The sequence below is a fragment of the Alteromonas sp. ABH4_452 genome (genome assembly GCF_056311825.1).
In genome coordinates, this window is sequence record NZ_CM149973.1 from 3726180 (window position 1) to 3743548 (window position 17369).

Here is a 17369-nt window from a genome sequence, read left to right on the forward strand (position 1 = left end):
GCGCTTTACGCACAAAACCTCTACATGATATTAACTGCATGACAGCACCTGACTATCGCATAACAATAATAGATTCTATCGAAAAGCTTTCGAAAGAGCGTTGGCAACAACTTGCAAAAAATGCGGGCCCTTTTCTTTCCTATGAGTTTTTGCATGCATTGGAAAGCAGCGGTTCGTGTAAAAATGAATCGGGTTGGCAACCTTGCCATATTGCTTTAAGTCATGCTCACCAAGAAGAAGTCAGCATCATTATTCCTGGTTTTCTGAAAACGCATAGCTATGGCGAGTATGTATTTGACCATGCATGGGCCAACGCATATGCTCAGCACGGGCTCGACTATTATCCTAAATGGATATCAGCAATTCCTTTCACCCCTGTTACAGGCCCAAGGATACTTTGCGATGATAGCGTAACCCTAACGCACGCTCTTATGGAGAAACTGGAGCATGCTTTGACAGAGTATGTAGCATCAGTGTTTGGGGAAGAACTTTCTTCTTTTCACTACCTGTTTCCCAATGAGAGAACATCGGCACAACTTTCAGTTAGCAGTGAAACGCAAGCTTCGGATTTAACCCATGCTGCAAGGCGATATTTAACCCGTTACGCCGTCCAGTTTCAGTGGCATAACTACGGGTATGGTGACTTCGACGATTTTCTTAACGCACTGACATCCCGCAAGAGGAAAGACATAAAGAAAAGTCGCCGTAAACTCAGTGACCGAGGCGTTCGATTTACCCACCATACGGGAAGTGAAATCAGCCCAGAAACTCTGCAGTTTTTCACAAAGTGTTACAAAGCAACCTATTTAAAACGCAGCGGCCACGTGGGATATTTAAATGATGCGTTCTTTGAGCAACTTGTCGACACCATGTGTGACAACATGCTTATTGTGACTGCAATGGAAAATGAAGTTGCGGTAGCCAGCGCCCTATTTTTCTATGATGACACAGGGCTGTATGGCCGATATTGGGGAGCACTTAAAGAAATAGACGGGTTACATTTTGCCTGCTGCTATTTTGAAGGCATCGAATTTGCCATTTCGAAAAAGCTAGAGTTATTCAACCCCGGAACCCAGGGTGAGCATAAAATACTTCGAGGTTTCGAGCCTATTTATTGCCGTTCACACCACAAATTAAGACATGCATCGTTCCACAGTGCTGTAGCAGACTTTTTACAGCGCGAAACGCCGCATATCGCAAGCTATTTTAATCAGGCACGGAATGCTTTACCGTTTAACAAGGAATTTGTGCCTACTTTAAAAACAACGAGTGTCACTGCACCTAACGACGACACTTATAATCACAACGAGAAAAATGATGAAACATAAACTTTTAGCCGTAGCGATTGCGGCATCTTTAGGCCTTGCAGGCTGCGGTCAGCCTGAGCAAGCAAAAGAACAAACTCAGGAAAGCACTGTTGAGGCGAAAGGTGAAGCAGAGCTAGGTTCTTTCGGCGTTGATTTAAGCGCGCGCAACGAAGCAGTAAAACCTGGTGATGACTTCTTTATGTACGCCAGCGGAACATGGTACGACAACTATGAACTTCCTGCAGATAAAACCCGCTATGGCGCGTTTACTGGTCTAGCGGAACGCAGTGAAGAGCAGGTTAAAAACATCATTGATGGGCTTATGGAGAAAACGTCTCTAAATGAAGAAGAGCAGCTTGTTCATGACTTCTTTGTTGCCTATATGGACACCGATACCATTAATGAAAAAGGTATTGAGCCAATTCAGGACGTACTAACTTCGATAGAAAGCATTGAAAATAGAACTGACTTAACCAAAGCGTTTGGCAATAGCTGGCTGGTAGGTTCAAGTACTCCTATTTATGGTGGCATGTGGTACAACCGCCTTGATCCGAACGAATACCAGCTAAGTGTTGGTGTAGGTGGTTTAGGCCTTCCTGATCGTGACTATTACTTAAGCGATAGCGAACGCTTTGTTAAGATCCGCGAAGCTTATGTAGCACATATTGAGGAAATGCTTAATTTTGCAGGCGAAGAAAACGCAGCAGAAAAAGCAGCGAACATTCTTGCTCTTGAAACACAAATTGCAGACATTCAGTGGCCTCGCGAAAAACGCCGTGACCGCGACCTAACGCTTAACCAAATTGAGCGTAGTAAACTGTCTGACGCATACCCAGGTTTTGATTGGGACACGTATTTTGCTCAAACCGGCTACAAAGTGCCTGAGCTGAATATTTCACAGCCAGAGCCTGTAAAAGACGTTATTAAAATTATTAACGAAGCTGACTTAGCCGATTGGAAATCCTATTTGAAGTATCACACTATTTCAAATAACGCTGGCTTCCTTTCTGAAGATATCTACCTAGCTAATTTTGACTTCTTTGGTCGTACACTTAGCGGCCAGCAAGAGCCACGCCCTCGCTGGAAGCGCGCAGTTAGCCAAATGTCTGGCACCGAGTCACTGGGCTTTGCTATCGGTAAGATTTACGTTAACGAATACTTCCCAGAAAGTTCAAAAGAGCAAATGGCGGAATTGGTTGAGAACTTGCGTACCGCGCTAGGTGAGCGTATTGAAAACCTAGACTGGATGAGCGAAGAAACCAAGGTTAACGCCAAAGAAAAGCTAATGGCGTTTAACCCTAAAATTGGCTACCCAGACGAGTGGCAGTCTTTCGACGGCGTAACCATTAGCGACAAAGACTTAGTGGGCAACGTGCGCAACCTGCGTTCTTTCTTCCAAGACCAGTCGGTAGAGCGCGAGCTAGAAAAAACTGACCGCAACCGCTGGGGTATGACACCGCAGCGCGTTAACGCCTACTACAATAGTTCGTTCAATGAAATTGTATTCCCCGCGGCTATTTTACAACCGCCATTCTTCGACCCTAATGCCGATGCTGCTGTAAACTACGGTGCTATTGGTGCGGTAATTGGTCATGAGATGGGCCACGGTTTTGACGACCAAGGTTCAAAATCTGATGCAAACGGTATTCAGCGCAACTGGTGGACAGATGCCGACCGTGCAGCATTTGAAGAAAAAGCAGACATGCTAGCCGAGCAATACAGTCAGTACGAGCCTATCGAAGGTAACTTCGTAAACGGTCGCAACAGCTTGGGTGAGAACATTGGCGATGTAGGCGGTCTAGCTATGGCCTACCACGCCTACAAGCTTAGCCTTAACGGCAAAGAGGCGCCGGTAATTGACGGCCTAACAGGCGACCAGCGTTTCTTCCTGGCTTGGGCACAAGTGTGGAAAGAAAAGCGCACCGAAGAAAGCATGCTTAACCAACTACGTGCAGGTACACACGCACCAGGCCGTTATCGTGCTCAAGCGCCAAGAAACCACGATGCATGGTATGAGGCGTTTGATGTGAAGCCAGGCGATGCACTTTATCTTGCGCCAGAAGAGCGTGTAAGAATTTGGTAATTCGTTGAGTTAATCACTTAGTGAGCTCATGCTAGATTCTCGCGCCGGATAGCGACTTGTATCTGGCGCCAATTACGCTAACCATTTAGCTCATTTAGAAAGTGTAGTTAATTAAAAAGGGCGGTTCGATTTATCTCGAACCGCCCTTTTTTAGATTTTCTACTCAGTATTCGCTCAGTGTTTTTTCTAAAGTAACAGCAAGTGCTTAATTTATCTTGCGGTTACTTTTTATCTTCTCTATATGTGTTTATTTTCCGTATTGAGCCACTAAATCGCGAACGTACTGCTTACAGCGCACCACAGCTTCCGAAAAATCCCCGTTTCCTACGCTTCCCATAGAATAGCGCAGCCAATACCCATCGATGAGTGCGGCGGTGGACGCAGCAGCATTTTTAACCTGTTCCGGTTGAAGTAACATGCGGTAGCTAAACGCTAAGTTACGTTCTAAGCGTTTATGGTTAATAGTTTGCAAACGGTGCAGGCCTTCATTGTGTAGCGATAGCGCCCAAAAGTTAAACCAAGTATTGGTGGCTGAACTTGCCCCTTGCGTTTGCGAAAAGTTGTTCTCAATGATGAAGTCAATACGCTCTAGCGGATCATTAATGCGCTGCGAGATTTTAAGCGCATCAAGAAGGTGACGCATGGTTGCTTCAATTAACCCTTGCTTATCACCGAAATAGTGACTGATTATCCCTGAAGAAAGCCCAGCTCTTTTACTAATTAAGCTAATCGTTGTTCCGTGATAGCCAACTTCTGCCATCACTTCTAGCGTTGCTTCAATTAATTGCTTCTTACGAACTGGCTCCATTCCCACCTTGGGCATGCTACAACTCCAAACCTTAAATCTAAAAATAACCTGCAACAGCGCTATGCTGTCGCAGGTATGATATCACGATTAAAAGGTTAAGCGTGCGTTGACTGCAACAGCGCGAGGTGCGCCAATCCAAAATGCACCTGGGGCGATAGTAGACGCATAGTCTTCATCAAACAGATTGTTTACTGTTAAACGCACTTCCAACTCTTCAACACCTTGGCCAATGTTTTCGATAAAACCGCCAATATAGAAGTCGCTAACTATGTAGTCATCTACTTGTGCGGCATTATCAATATCCAAGTAGCGACTATCAACGTACTTTGTAGACAAACCAGCAAAGTAGTTATCCCGTGCCCAATCAAGGCTAATTACAGCCATAGTGTCAGGCGTACCGATAACCGTATTACCTTCAATAGCTACCAGTGACACTTCTGAGTTTTCAGGGTCAGCAATGGCTGCCAGCGCATCGTCAAGGGTATCGTATTCCGTGCCTGAACTTCCTACCGTAGCAACGTATTCAGAATCGCTTAGAGTGATAGAGGTAAACAATGAGAACTCATCGGTTAGCATAACGTCTGCTGAAATTTCAAAACCGCTAGACTCTATACCACCCACGTTTTTGTAACCACCAGCAGCTGCTTCAAGAAAGTCTATTCCCTCTGAAGTTTCGTTACTGGTAAATTGGATACGGTCGTTAAACTCAATATTGTAGTAGGTCACACTGGCATTGAAGCCTGGTGATGCATAGCGGAAACCCACGTCGATATTGTCAGCGGTTTCTGGCTTTATAAAACGGAGGTCGGTATCGTTGCGCTCTAGCTGCGCGTCTTTAATTGCCGCAAAGTTTTCACCGTAGCCTGCAAAGACTTCTAATCCTTCAAATGGCAATGGTGCGACAATACCGGCTGAAAACAGCGTATCTGAATCAGTATTCACCGATAAATTGTTAGCTGAATCAAAGTTGTCCGTTTTTTCAATATCGACGTTAAATTTCTTCGCACCCGCGCGGATGCGCGCGAAGCCTAAATCTAGCTCGTCTTCCACATAGTACATTAGAGTATCAACCGGGAATGTTCTGTCGTACTGCACCCAATAAGGTACATTGTCATAATCTACACTGATAGATGAGTTGGTAATTTTGTGCCAGTCACGTGATTCATCACGATCGTAATCTTCCCACCAAATACCAAATCGAACCGTATTATCAAAATCACCAATCTTTGTGTACCAAACGGCATCAGCGTTAAGACCTATACGCTGTTTGTCATAGTGGGTATGACGATAAGAGCCCACTGGGATAGCCCCTTGCTCGTGACAGCCAGGATCGTACTGTGCACCTGCACCGCCATAAGGGAAAGTTAGTGAACTTTGACAACCTTCAATAGGGCTTAACTGATTGCCTTGTCTATCCACAAAGTAAATTTGTCCGAGTTCTTGCCCGCCAAATACCGTGTTGCCAACAACAAGCTCTGAATGGCCTTCTGCGCCGTCGTCAGTAACATCAACGATATATGGAGGCACCCACTCACCACGCCCTTCATTGTCGTGATAATACACGTTGGTCATAAAATCGACCTGACCAATCGTAAATTCTGCCTGTAAATAGGCGAATAAATTTTCGCGTAGCGTAGACCAACCGCGGCGATATGCCTGATCTTGATAAGGCACGCCTGTCCACTCGTCAGTTAACTGATCCCAGTCTGGGTTTTGCTCATATTGCGCTAAGCCATAAATACGCTGGTAGTTATCTTCGTGAGTATCGTCGTAAGACAGATAACCAGTAAGCGATACATCGCTAACGGTAGAGATAAACTTCATCGCTAAATGGTCGCGGGTATTTTCCGCCGCCTGCTGCATAAAGTCAGAGCTTTCTTGACTTGAAAGGCTTATCCAAGCGTAAGTGTCTTTGAATATTTCACCCGTTTCATAACGAACATAGTATTTAGATGCATCAAATTCACCAGCGGTTACGCTAGTGACCAAGCCTTGCTCCATCGACGGGTCTATGGTGGTGAAGTTTAGTGTGCCGCCTAATGCTTCATGAGAACGAGAAGCGATGTCTGCAGTACCCTGTGACACTTCTACACCATTTACGTTTTCAGTATCGATATAGCGATTTGCTTTAGCGCCACCGCCGTAATTTGAGTTACCGTTGGCAATGCCATCTACCGTCATACCTATTTGCTGTTCGTTTAGGTTGACCTGAAACCCACGAATAACGATGGACGTTGACCAATCATCAGCGCCAAAGGTATCGCCTTCGTTAATGAGTACGCCGGGTAAATTGTCCACCGCGGCTAAAACACTGCTAAGATTTGCCTGCTGTTTAAACATATCGTCGCTGGTTGCGTTATTTGCGTAAGAAACGCTACGTCCGACAACCGTAATTTCTTCTATACGCTCTTCCTCTGCGCGTTCCGCCTCTTCCGCCAAAACTTGTGACGATGCAGCCATAGATGAAAGGGCAGCAAGTATTGCTATAGATAATTTATTGTGTGATTTCATGTGTTTCCCAAAGTAGTTGTGTATTGTTTGCACACTACTTTAGGTGGATATTGTTACACTTAGGTTAAGTTTAATTGAACAATCAATTAATTAAATTGCTAAATTCTTCCTGGAAGGTTGTGCTCAATTCGACTTGGAAGTTGTAAACTTTCCTCAATAAATCGCCGTGCTACAGGAAAAATTAAGCTGCGGGTATAAAAAAGCCCTCCAGAGGAGGGCTAAAAAAGGGAAAGGTTTTGTTTACATCAAACTCTTATTACGATTGCGTTGCGGCTTGAAAACTCGTGTTGCTTTCAGTCCCGGCTACTTGCTTTTTTGCATAAAGCAAAGCGTCGTGAAGAGTCTCGAAGTTAGGTATACCTGGATGGGCTTCATTTACGCCCTCAAGCACTTTATTAACTTCAGCATTAGCACCGCAAATTACAAGCTGTCGTCCAGCTGCAAGTGCGTCTGATGTTACCGTATCAACTGCCATTGCTGCCGATACATCCATAAGTGGAACACGCGAGAAGTCTAGTATGGTGACTTTAGAACCCGGCTTCACGCGCTCACGAACGTGGTGACCTAAATCGGCGGCAGCGCCAAAGCTTAGTGGTCCACCAAAGCTAAAGATTGAAACTTTGTCTTTAAGTGACTCTAAAAGCTCATTCTCTTTAGGGTCGTTTAGCGACTCAGGGATCTTTTTAAGTTCTTCAATTTGAAGCTGCGCAATTTGCTTAACGTATGCAAGTGCAGCAAATACAACGCCTACGCCAACCGCTGTAATCAAGTCTACAAACACCGTTAGTGCAAGCACCATAATCATTAGGCCGAAGTCCCAGCGCGGTCCTTTGTGTGCACGTTTCAGGTAGCTCCAGTCGATGATATCTAAACCAACTTTAACCAGAATACCAGCAAGTACTGCGTGAGGAATTTGCGCTGCTAACGGGCTAAGTCCTAATACGATTGCAAGCAAAACAAGCGCGTGAACCATACCTGAAATGTTGTATTTACCACCGCTGCGGATATTAACAACCGTACGCATGGTCGCGCCCGCGCCCGCGATACCGCCAATAAGACCAGCAAAGGTGTTACCAATACCTTGACCGATTAACTCTTTATTACTGTCGTGACGAGTACGTGTCATATTATCAGCAACAAGAGACGTTAATAGACTATCGATAGCGCCCAGTACAGCAAGAATGAACGCCGCTTCAAGAATTAGCAGTGCCTTACTTTGGTCAAAAACTGGTAGGTGAAGACTTGGTAAACCTGTAGGAATATCGCCAAGAATTGGTACTGAAAGCGCCAAACTTACTAGCGTGCCTATGATTAACGCAGCAAGTGCACCTGGCACATACTTGCCTAATTGAGGTGGCCATTTGTAGGCAATGACTAATGTACCTAAACCTAATGCAAGGGTAGCAAAGTCAATATCAGCAAGGGCTGTAGGTAGGTAAGACAGTGCGCCAATCGTCCCACCTGGAGGCTCATGACCCAACAGTCTGCCTAATTGGAGGATGATGATTATAGCACCAATGCCCGACATAAAGCCTGAGATTACCGGATAGGGAACCAAGCGGATATATTGACCTACGCCAAGCACACCAAAAACAATTTGGAATATACCCGCCAATATCACCGCTGTGAATATAAGACTGGCATCGCCAGAAAGGCTTGCAAATAGGCCTGCAAGTACCACCACCATTGGCCCTGTAGGACCTGAAATTTGCGCAGGCGTTCCACCAAACAGTGCAGCAAAAAAGCCAACGGCGATAGCACCGTAAAGACCAGCCATTGGGCCAAGACCTGACGCTACACCCAGCGCAAGCGCCAGTGGCAAAGCAACGATACCGGCTGTTAAACCGCCGGTAAAATCGCCTCGTAAATTAGAGAGATTAATTTTAACCATAGTGTTTGACCTTATTCACCGCGCGAAAGCTGTGCTTCAGCAGCGCTCTGGTCCATGGCTTCAAACTCACCGCTTTCAGCGTTGTAGCAAAGCACATCACCTTCGCCGATGTTGTAAACCCATCCGTGTAGCTTAACCTGGCCTGTAGCGATTTTCGCAGCAACAGACGGGTGAGTACGAAGATGCTGAATTTGTTGAACAACATTTTCTTTTGTTACCGCTTCTAAATCTTCTAGCGACAAATCTGAATGACCGCAGCGTTCTTTAACTACGTCAGTTGCCACACGACAATGGCCTAGCCACTCTTTAACGTGTGGCAATGAGCTCAAACCTTCTGGGTTAATCGCACCTTTCATCGCACCACAGTCGGTGTGACCACAAATAACAATGTGAGAAACGCCCAGTGCAGCAACTGCAAATTCGATAGATGCTGTCATGCCACCGGTTTGATTACTGTGAGGAGGAACGATATTGCCTGCGTTACGGCAAATGAAAAGTTCGCCTGGGTCAGTTTGTGTTACGAGGTTAGGGTCGATACGTGAGTCTGAACACGTAATGAAAAGCACTTCTGGGTTTTGGCCGGTTGCTAGTTTTTGGAACGTAGCCTTTTTGTTCGGATAAACTTCTTTCTGAAATTTAGCCACACCAGAGATAACGTGATCCATATATAACTCCCAATTTTTTTAATAATTGTAATGATTATGTAATTACGCCAGTTTCACCTGATAGATTAATAGTTTAATATACTAACTCGCGATAGCTAAATGCTATCACAACCAAAACATCATCATCTATGAGTCTAGTAAGAGAAGGCCATTTTCACCATGCAATTTAACGGAAAGACCCCGTCAATAAACCAAATCCGCTATTTTGTAGCAGTGGCTAAGTACTTGAGCTTCAGACAGGCTGCGGGAATACTAGGAATTAGTCAGCCTACTCTGACCAGTCAAATTAGTGCACTGGAAAACCTTTTAGGCTTAACTTTATTTGAGCGCTCACGCACCGGCACGCTTTTATCACCACAAGGTAAAGCGCTGCTAGATGCGGCTGAAGAAGTATTACAGGCCTCTCAGAGGTTCGGCGAAATTGCTCGTGACTTGTCTCAGGGGGAAACGGTGACATTCCGATTGGGTATTCCCCCAACACTTGGCCCTTATTTGCTCCCTTTCGTTTTGCCCGATTTACACAAACGCAAACCTGGCTTGCGTTTTTATGTACGTGAAGGCGCGCCTAATGCCCTACAGCATGGTCTTTTGCGGGGCGAGTATGACTTAATTTTATCGCCACTTTCGGGTGAGAACTCACAATTGATAACCCAGCCACTTTTCAAAGAGCCGTTGAAGTTTGTCACACCATCCGATCATAAATTAGCGGGTGAGGCCTATGTTAAACCAGAAGAATTAAGTGGTGAAAAAGTACTAACGCTAGAAGACCGTCATCATTTTCACCATCAAGTACAGCGTATTTGCGATGAAATTGGTGCCGATTTACAGCGTGATTACGAAGGAACCAGCCTAGATACTTTGCGCCAAATGGTAGTAATGGGGATGGGTGTGGCTTTTTTGCCTGGTCTTTACATACATTCAGAACTACACAAACCTGAAGCACTGCATGTGTGTGAAATCGCAGATATGCCCATAGAGCGTCAGCACTCTTTGGCATGGAGAAACACGGCGCCAGGCAGGAAAACCTTTAGAGAGATCTCTATTATCATAAAGGAGATCATCGAATCTCGTCTTTCTGACGCAGTCACTATTGTTAGCTCCGCGTCTAGTTCACCTCAGAAACGTTAATCTAAATATAGCCACTATGATTGATAGACACCATTTAAAAATAGTACGAGCGATTGACGCTGAAGGTACCATGACGGAAGCAGCAAAATCGCTTTTTCTTACCCAATCAGCGTTAAGTCACGCGATGAAGAAATTAGAAGCGCATTTTGACGTGCCGCTTTGGAAAAAAGAAGGCAGAAGGCTAACGCTCACCCAAGCCGGTCAAAGTGTTTTAGGTCTTGCCCACAGGGTCTTACCACAGTTTGAACACACCGAAGCCCAGCTTCAAAAGTTTGCCGACGGAAAACAAGGCATATTGCGTATTGGGATGGAATGCTACCCATGCTTCGAATGGCTGTTAAAAGTTGTCGCGCCGTTTTTAAAGGCCTTCCCCGATGTTGATGTTGATGTACGCCGTGCATTTTCGTTTGGCGGATTACAAGCACTACACGGGTACGATATAGACATTTTACTTACGCCAGACCCACTGCATCTAGACACTATTACCTACACCCCCGTATTTGAATACGAGCAAGTACTGGTTATGGATAAACATCATAACTTAGCAGAAAAGTCATTTGTAACGCCAAAAGACTTAAGTAATGAAACCCTTATAACTTATCCGGTGGAGCATAGTCGCCTAGACATATTCACGCACTTTCTTACTCCCGCCAACTGCACGGCAAAACAGCACAAAACCATTGAAACCACTGAAATTATTTTGCAAATGGTTGCTGCGGGACGTGGTGTTACTGCTTTGCCTAAGTGGCTTGTTGAAGAAGCAAAGGAAAGTGAACTGCTATGCACGAAATCTATGGGAGAAGCTGGCGTGACTAAAACCCTTTATTTAGGTCATCGAAAAGCTACTGACGTGTTGGGGTTTGTAGATGACTTTATTGCATTAGCGCAAACTCTTTCTCTTGGAAATGGGTAGGTCAATTCGCGCTTCGTGTTTTATTAAAGATAGATTAGGTAACTAAAGAGCTACGCAATATTAACGTTCATGGCAAGATTGCGTAGCTATTAGGTCATTTACGTCTAGCTGTAAAAGCAAAGGTAAGCGGTAGGCGTAGACACTTTTACATCAAAAGAGGCATCTGCAGGCACATTAAAACTGGTACCTGTGGCGAAAGATTGCCATTCGTCACTTCCCGGTAACTTAACCACTAGCTCACCTTCTACCACTTTCATTAACTCTTTACGAGAGGTAGAGAAAGTATATTCACCTGGTGACATTACCCCTGACGTACAAGGGCCGTTTGCAGATTCAAACGCGATCGAGCTCACTTTGTTGTCGAAATAATGGGGTATACCAATCCGCATAGATAATCACCCACTCAGAAGGCGCTGGCAAGTTTCCTAGCGAAGCGTGGGAATGCAGGAATGGCTGTTCCCTTTCAAATTCCCAGAATGAAGCTAGGAAGCTTGCCAGACCTTCCCGAAGGGCGAGTTTAAAATGTCCGTACTCTTTGTTGTGTCACCTTGATGTAGAACCACTATACCTGCGGTAACACGCCGCGATTACGAACATTTTAACTCTCGCTGAGTGGGTAATTAGCTATGCGGACTGGTATTGATTTAAAGCTCATAGCTACTCCTTTGATTGATGCAATTGATACTTCTTTGATTGATGCAATTGATACTTCTTTAGCGCTTTTCCCAAATAAGCATATGGTTGTTGGCGGGCATGTCGATTATTTCTTGCAAGCTCAACTCGCCTGCCCAAGCAGTAAGCTCATTGATATCGCGGTAGCCACCATAACCACGCGCTAAGAGCGAAGCGTGGAAGGCTTGGTTACTTTCAGAGGTAAATTTACCGCTGTGTGTAAAAGGGCCATACTGACAAAATATGCCCCCTTTGGGTAAGTGCAACGCTACTGATTCCATGAGTAGCTTTGCCTCTTCTTTCTGCATGATATGTGCGGTGTTTGCCGTAAAAATGCCGTCTACGTTGAGGTTGGGAAATACATCTTGCCCCACAGTGAATGCAATGGGAGGTTTCACATTACCCACACTTGTATCAGTCAGCCAAGCGGTAATGCCCTCGTGGTAGTGCGGTTGATCGCTTGTGTGCCAAATAAGATGGGGCAAGTATTCAGCCAAAAATACGGCGTGTTGCCCCGTACCACTTCCTATCTCTAAAACTTGTCGGCAGTTAGCAAATGTACGTTCAAGCACGCTCAAAATAGCGCGCTTGTTGTTTTCACAGGCCTGACTAAAAGGCTTTTCGATTTCCATATACCTTCCCTGCCTTATAAGCGTTAATCACTTAAGTTAGGACCTAACCACTTTTCAGCTTCTTCTAGCGTCCACCCTTTACGTGTAGCGTAATCTTCTACCTGGTCGGCTTGAATTTTAGCAACAGCAAAATATTTCGAATCAGGATGAGCGAAATACCAACCCGATACCGATGCACCCGGCCACATTGCATAGCTTTCGGTTAGCTTCATACCTGTGTGCTGCTCTGCTGATAGCAGATCCCAAATGAGCTGCTTTTCAGTGTGTTCTGGACACGCCGCATAACCGGGTGCAGGTCGAATGCCCTGATACTTTTCGCGTATCAACTCTTCATTGCTTAGTGATTCGTCTGCGGCGTAGCCCCAGTAGTGCTTACGTACTTGTTCGTGTAGATATTCTGCAAACGCTTCGGCTAATCTGTCTGCCACGGCTTTGACCATAATACCGTTGTAGTCATCGCCAGCCTGAATATAACTATCAGCAAGCTCGTCTTCACCTATACCACCGGTGACCGCAAAAGCACCTACATAGTCGTTTATGCCGCTCGTTTTTTCAGCAACAAAATCTGCTAAACAATAGTTAGCGAATTTGTCTTTTAGCGTTTGCTGACGCAGATGATGGGCAACGCCTTGAACCTCACTTCTAGATTCATCGGTATAAATCTCAACATCGTCATCAACGCGGTTAGCAGGAAACAAACCGATAACGCCTTTCGCCTGAAGACTGTTCTCTTCGATAATCTTATCCAACATGGCATTGGCGTCGTTAAACAGTGACTGTGCCTGCTCCCCCACCACCTCATCTTCAAGTATACGCGGGTATTTTCCTGCTAAAGACCAAGTTAAGAAAAATGGCGTCCAATCAATGTAGTTGCGTAGCGTAGCTAAATCGGCGGTTACCGGTGTAACACCTAAGCTCGCAGGTTTTACCGGTAAAGTCGTATAATCTGGCTTAAAAGCGTTTTCTCTGGCCTGAGTTAACGTCACCGGCTTGCTGCGCGGCTTTTTACGGGCGTGCTGTTCACGTACCGTATCGTATTCTTTTGCCAGTTCTTCTGCATAAATATCGCGAGACGCTTTGTTTAGAAGACGCTGACATACGCCTACTGCTCTACTTGCATTTGGAACATAAGCCACAGGCGCATGGTAATTTTGTTCAATTTTTACTGCGGTATGCGCTTTAGACGTCGTCGCCCCACCAATAAGTAAAGGAATATCAAAGCCTTGACGTTCCATTTCTTTGGCTACGTGAACCATCTCATCAAGTGATGGCGTAATAAGGCCTGACAAACCAATCATATCAACGTTTTCATCTTTAGCGGTTTGTAAAATTGTTGCCGCTGGAACCATCACGCCAAGATCAATCACTTCAAAGTTATTACACTGAAGTACCACGCCTACGATATTTTTACCGATATCGTGAACATCACCTTTTACCGTAGCGAGAAGAATTTTACCGTTGCTTTTAGCATCGTCTGACTTTTCTTCTTCAATGTATGGCTGTAAATGGGCTACCGCCTTTTTCATTACACGGGCCGACTTTACTACCTGCGGAAGGAACATCTTACCTTCACCGAATAAATCCCCTACTACGTTCATGCCATCCATTAATGGCCCTTCAATAACGTGTAAAGGACGCTCAGCTTGCTGACGCGCTTCTTCGGTGTCTTCAATAATATAATCGGTGATGCCTTTAACAAGCGCATGCTCTAAGCGCTTATTTACTTCTTGCTCGCGCCAGCTTAAATCTTCTTTTGCGGCAGCCTTACCATCACCTTGATAATTAGGGGCAATATCAAGCAAGCGCTCTGTGGCATCACTTCTGCGATTTAGAATCACGTCTTCAACCGCATCTCGAAGTTCAGCGGGAATTTCGTCATATACCTCTAGCTGACCGGCATTAACGATTGCCATATCCATACCGGCGCGAATAGCGTGGTACAGAAACACCGAGTGCATAGCCTCCCGCACTGGGTTGTTGCCCCTGAAAGAGAACGAAATATTAGAAAGGCCACCAGAAATATGTGAGTAAGGGCAGGTTTTACGTATCTCGCGGGTAGCTTCGATAAAATCAACCGCGTAATTATCGTGTTCTTCAATCCCCGTCGCTACGGCAAAAATATTGGGGTCGAAGATAATATCTTCAGGCGAAAAACCAACTTCTTCAGTCAAAAGCTTGTAGCTACGCTGACAAATTTCAACCTTGCGGGCTTGTGTGTCGGCCTGGCCAGTTTCGTCAAAGGCCATCACTACGGTTGCAGCACCGTAGCGCTTTATTAGCTTAGCTTGGTTTAAGAAGAGTTCTTCACCTTCTTTTAAGCTAATCGAGTTAACTATCGCTTTACCTTGTACACACTTAAGCCCGGCTTCGATAATCTCCCATTTAGACGAGTCGATCATAATGGGAACTCGGCTAATATCTGGCTCAGAAGCGATAAGGTTTAAAAATGTTATCATAGCCTGCTTTGAATCAAGCATGGCCTCGTCCATATTGATATCAATGATTTGGGCACCGTTTTCTACCTGCTGTCTTGCCACATCAAGTGCGGTTTCATAATCACCCTCAAGAATAAGACGTTTAAAGCGAGCAGAACCTGTAACGTTAGTGCGCTCACCGATATTAATAAATGTTGAAAATTCTGCGCTCATAATGCCCTCCTAGTGTACAAACGGCTCTAGGCCTGACAAACGCATTTTAGGTTTAAATTCGGGAATCTCGCGTGGCGCGAGACCTTCAACCGCATTGGCAATATCGCGAATGTGCTCTGGGGTACTGCCACAACAACCACCTACGATATTTACTAGCCCTGATTGCGCCCATTCTTTGATATGCTCGGCCATCTCTGGACCTTCCATATCGTATTCACCAAATTCGTTAGGTAAGCCTGCATTAGGGTGTGCGGATATGAAGCACTCACTAACATTAGCCACTTCATCGACGTATTGACGCAATAGGTCTGGACCCAGTGCGCAGTTTAAACCGAAGGAAAACGGACTAATGTGTCGCATTGAGTAATAAAATGCTTCCGCGGTTTGCCCCGAAAGCGTACGCCCTGAAGCGTCGGTGATAGTACCTGACACCATCACGGGCAAAGACTTACCGAGCTTTTCAAATACCGACTCTACGGCAAACGCTGCCGCTTTCGCGTTTAATGTATCGAAAATAGTTTCAAGCATGATTAAATCAGCACCGCCTTCAATAAGGGCTTCGGTAGATTCGCTATACGCCTCCACTAGTTCGTCAAACGTGACGTTGCGCTTACCTGGGTCATTGACATCAGGTGAGATGGAAGCGGTGCGGTTTGTTGGACCTAGTACACCGGCAACGAAACGGGGCTTCTCGGGGGTTTTAGCTGTGAATTCATCGGCAGCTTTACGCGCTAATTTAGCCGCGGCTAAATTGATATCCCGTGATTGAGCCTGCATATCATAATCGGCCATAGCGATAGTCGTGGCGTTAAACGTATTGGTTTCTATAATATCCGCGCCAGCTTCAAAATAATCACAGTGAATCTGATAAATAATGTCTGGCTGGGTAAGTACTAATAGGTCGTTATTACCCTTTACGTCGCAGTGCCAGTCTGCAAACTGTGTCCCGCGGTAATCTTCTTCTTCCAACTTGTGGCGCTGGATCATGGTGCCCATGGCGCCGTCTAATATAAGAATGCGTTTTTTAGCGGCTTCTGTAAGCGTTGCCTGCGCGCTAGAAATTTGTCTTTGGCTCACGTGCTACCTCTTTGGCTGTGACTTTTCAGCAAGCTGACTTAAATCGTAAGGCGTGGTCTGATAAACATAATAATTCAGCCAGTTTGTAAACAATAGGCTGCCGTGCGAGCGCCACTGTACTATAGGAGACTTGGCTGGATCATCCCCTTCAAAATAGTTTTTCGGCATTGCTGGAGTTTGACCCGCGGCAATGTCCCGTAAGTATTCGTCTTTAAGCGTATCAGGGTCATATTCTGGATGGCCTGTTACAAACACCATTCGCTTGTCTTCAGATGCCACAATATACGCACCTACATCATCAGATTCTGCCACAACACTCAGCCCATCAACACTGTTATACAGCGAAGTATCGATATGCCCATAACGAGAATGGGGAGCGTGAAACGTAGGGTCAAAACCTCTTAGCAGTTCATTGTTAGGATCGTTCACTTTATGTTGAAAAACACCAGAAAACTTTTCGTCTCTGATCTCTCGGGTTATGCCATAGAAGTGATACATAGCCGCATGGGCAGCCCAACACAGGTATAAAGTAGAGTTAACGTGTCGCTGTGCCCACTCCAATATGGTGGTCATGGTGTCCCAATACTTCACTTCCTCATAGTCGATAAGCGCTAGAGGCGCACCAGTAACAATAAGGCCGTCGTATTTCTTATTCGCGACTGCTGAAAAGTCGTGATAGAAAGCATCCATGTGTGACTGGGGAGTATTTTTGGGTGCTTGATTATCAATGCGAATCAAGTCTACGTTTATTTGCAGCGGCGTATTCGATAACAGGCGAAGTAACTGTACTTCTGTTTCTATCTTGTTCGGCATCAAATTAAGAATGCCGACTTCAAGAGGACGAATATCCTGATTGGCAGCCCTGTCCATGTCCATGGTAAAAATATTTTCACCTAGTAGTACATTCTGCGCGGGTAACTGCTCAGGAATACGAATTGGCATAGAGGGCTCCAGTGATAAATTACAATACCTGTATTGTGTCTATAACTGGCAATATGTCAACATCTTTACGTCTAGACGTCTAAACGTTTCTT

At 45.3% G+C, this 17369-nt stretch carries 13 protein-coding genes; 4 read left to right on the plus strand and 9 right to left on the minus strand.

What is annotated here, in order from left to right; all coding sequences use genetic code 11:
* Positions 1-38: 38 nt before the first annotated feature.
* Positions 39-1328 (plus strand): GNAT family N-acetyltransferase, encoded by a 1290-nt coding sequence (locus tag ACYX4N_RS16025; RefSeq protein ID WP_476054716.1) that lies wholly within the window; start codon positions 39-41, stop codon positions 1326-1328.
* Entirely contained in the window at positions 1318-3390 is a 2073-nt protein-coding gene (locus ACYX4N_RS16030; protein ID WP_476056462.1) for a M13 family metallopeptidase, read from the plus strand. The genes ACYX4N_RS16025 and ACYX4N_RS16030 overlap by 11 nt, the downstream gene beginning before the upstream one ends.
* A gap of 247 nt (positions 3391-3637) precedes the next feature.
* Here ACYX4N_RS16030 and betI read toward each other — a convergent pair whose 3' ends face one another.
* The 4 genes from betI to ACYX4N_RS16050 form a co-directional block, all read right to left on the minus strand.
* Complete coding sequence (gene betI, locus ACYX4N_RS16035) at positions 3638-4213, minus strand: transcriptional regulator BetI (RefSeq protein ID WP_474808155.1); 576 nt, start codon at positions 4211-4213, stop codon at positions 3638-3640.
* Between the two features lie 72 nt (positions 4214-4285).
* Positions 4286-6709 (minus strand): TonB-dependent receptor domain-containing protein, encoded by a 2424-nt coding sequence (locus ACYX4N_RS16040; RefSeq protein ID WP_476054717.1) that lies wholly within the window; start codon positions 6707-6709, stop codon positions 4286-4288.
* A gap of 256 nt (positions 6710-6965) precedes the next feature.
* On the minus strand, positions 6966-8600 hold the full coding sequence (locus ACYX4N_RS16045) for a SulP family inorganic anion transporter (RefSeq protein ID WP_474808159.1): 1635 nt from the start codon (positions 8598-8600) through the stop codon (positions 6966-6968).
* 11 nt (positions 8601-8611) lie between these two features.
* A complete protein-coding gene (locus tag ACYX4N_RS16050) occupies positions 8612-9265 on the minus strand; it encodes a carbonic anhydrase (protein WP_476054718.1) in 654 nt (217 codons plus the stop codon).
* A 159-nt stretch (positions 9266-9424) separates the two neighbouring features.
* Between ACYX4N_RS16050 and ACYX4N_RS16055 the strand changes: the two genes are divergently transcribed.
* Together ACYX4N_RS16055 and ACYX4N_RS16060 are read left to right on the plus strand one after the other, a co-directional pair.
* Positions 9425-10393, plus strand: a complete 969-nt coding sequence (locus tag ACYX4N_RS16055; RefSeq protein ID WP_474808162.1) for a hydrogen peroxide-inducible genes activator — start codon at positions 9425-9427, stop codon at positions 10391-10393.
* Between the two features lie 16 nt (positions 10394-10409).
* Complete coding sequence (locus ACYX4N_RS16060) at positions 10410-11306, plus strand: LysR family transcriptional regulator (protein ID WP_476054719.1); 897 nt, start codon at positions 10410-10412, stop codon at positions 11304-11306.
* Positions 11307-11410: 104 nt separating this feature from the next.
* On the opposite strand, the gene ppnP is transcribed toward ACYX4N_RS16060, so the two are convergent.
* The 5 genes from ppnP to metA all read right to left on the minus strand — a co-directional run bounded on the left by ppnP (position 11411) and on the right by metA (position 17277).
* Entirely contained in the window at positions 11411-11695 is a 285-nt protein-coding gene (gene ppnP / locus ACYX4N_RS16065; RefSeq protein WP_476054720.1) for a pyrimidine/purine nucleoside phosphorylase, read from the minus strand.
* 324 nt (positions 11696-12019) lie between these two features.
* The gene (locus ACYX4N_RS16070) at positions 12020-12610 is read right to left on the minus strand and encodes a DUF938 domain-containing protein (protein ID WP_476054721.1); all 591 of its coding nucleotides are present in this window, start codon (positions 12608-12610) and stop codon (positions 12020-12022) included.
* Between the two features lie 23 nt (positions 12611-12633).
* On the minus strand, positions 12634-15258 hold the full coding sequence (gene metH / locus ACYX4N_RS16075) for a methionine synthase (RefSeq protein WP_476054722.1): 2625 nt from the start codon (positions 15256-15258) through the stop codon (positions 12634-12636).
* 9 nt (positions 15259-15267) lie between these two features.
* Positions 15268-16335, minus strand: coding sequence for a homocysteine S-methyltransferase family protein (locus ACYX4N_RS16080; RefSeq protein ID WP_476054723.1), 1068 nt, complete (start codon positions 16333-16335; stop codon positions 15268-15270).
* Positions 16336-16338: 3 nt separating this feature from the next.
* The gene (gene metA / locus ACYX4N_RS16085) at positions 16339-17277 is read right to left on the minus strand and encodes a homoserine O-succinyltransferase MetA (RefSeq protein ID WP_474808177.1); all 939 of its coding nucleotides are present in this window, start codon (positions 17275-17277) and stop codon (positions 16339-16341) included.
* Positions 17278-17369: the final 92 nt, after the last annotated feature.

What these genes read in the sequence shown, in the direction of transcription:
- ACYX4N_RS16050 (WP_476054718.1), bottom strand. Translation starts at nt 9,265, where the DNA reads ATGGATCACGTTATCTCTGGTGTGGCTAAATTTCAGAAAGAAGTTTAT.
- ACYX4N_RS16070 (WP_476054721.1), bottom strand. Translation starts at nt 12,610, where the DNA reads ATGGAAATCGAAAAGCCTTTTAGTCAGGCCTGTGAAAACAACAAGCGC.
- ACYX4N_RS16045 (WP_474808159.1), bottom strand. Translation starts at nt 8,600, where the DNA reads ATGGTTAAAATTAATCTCTCTAATTTACGAGGCGATTTTACCGGCGGT.
- ppnP (WP_476054720.1), bottom strand. Translation starts at nt 11,695, where the DNA reads ATGCGGATTGGTATACCCCATTATTTCGACAACAAAGTGAGCTCGATC.
- ACYX4N_RS16040 (WP_476054717.1), bottom strand. Translation starts at nt 6,709, where the DNA reads ATGAAATCACACAATAAATTATCTATAGCAATACTTGCTGCCCTTTCA.
- metA (WP_474808177.1), bottom strand. Translation starts at nt 17,277, where the DNA reads ATGCCAATTCGTATTCCTGAGCAGTTACCCGCGCAGAATGTACTACTA.
- ACYX4N_RS16025 (WP_476054716.1), top strand. Translation starts at nt 39, where the DNA reads ATGACAGCACCTGACTATCGCATAACAATAATAGATTCTATCGAAAAG.
- ACYX4N_RS16060 (WP_476054719.1), top strand. Translation starts at nt 10,410, where the DNA reads ATGATTGATAGACACCATTTAAAAATAGTACGAGCGATTGACGCTGAA.
- ACYX4N_RS16055 (WP_474808162.1), top strand. Translation starts at nt 9,425, where the DNA reads ATGCAATTTAACGGAAAGACCCCGTCAATAAACCAAATCCGCTATTTT.
- betI (WP_474808155.1), bottom strand. Translation starts at nt 4,213, where the DNA reads ATGCCCAAGGTGGGAATGGAGCCAGTTCGTAAGAAGCAATTAATTGAA.
- metH (WP_476054722.1), bottom strand. Translation starts at nt 15,258, where the DNA reads ATGAGCGCAGAATTTTCAACATTTATTAATATCGGTGAGCGCACTAAC.
- ACYX4N_RS16030 (WP_476056462.1), top strand. Translation starts at nt 1,318, where the DNA reads ATGAAACATAAACTTTTAGCCGTAGCGATTGCGGCATCTTTAGGCCTT.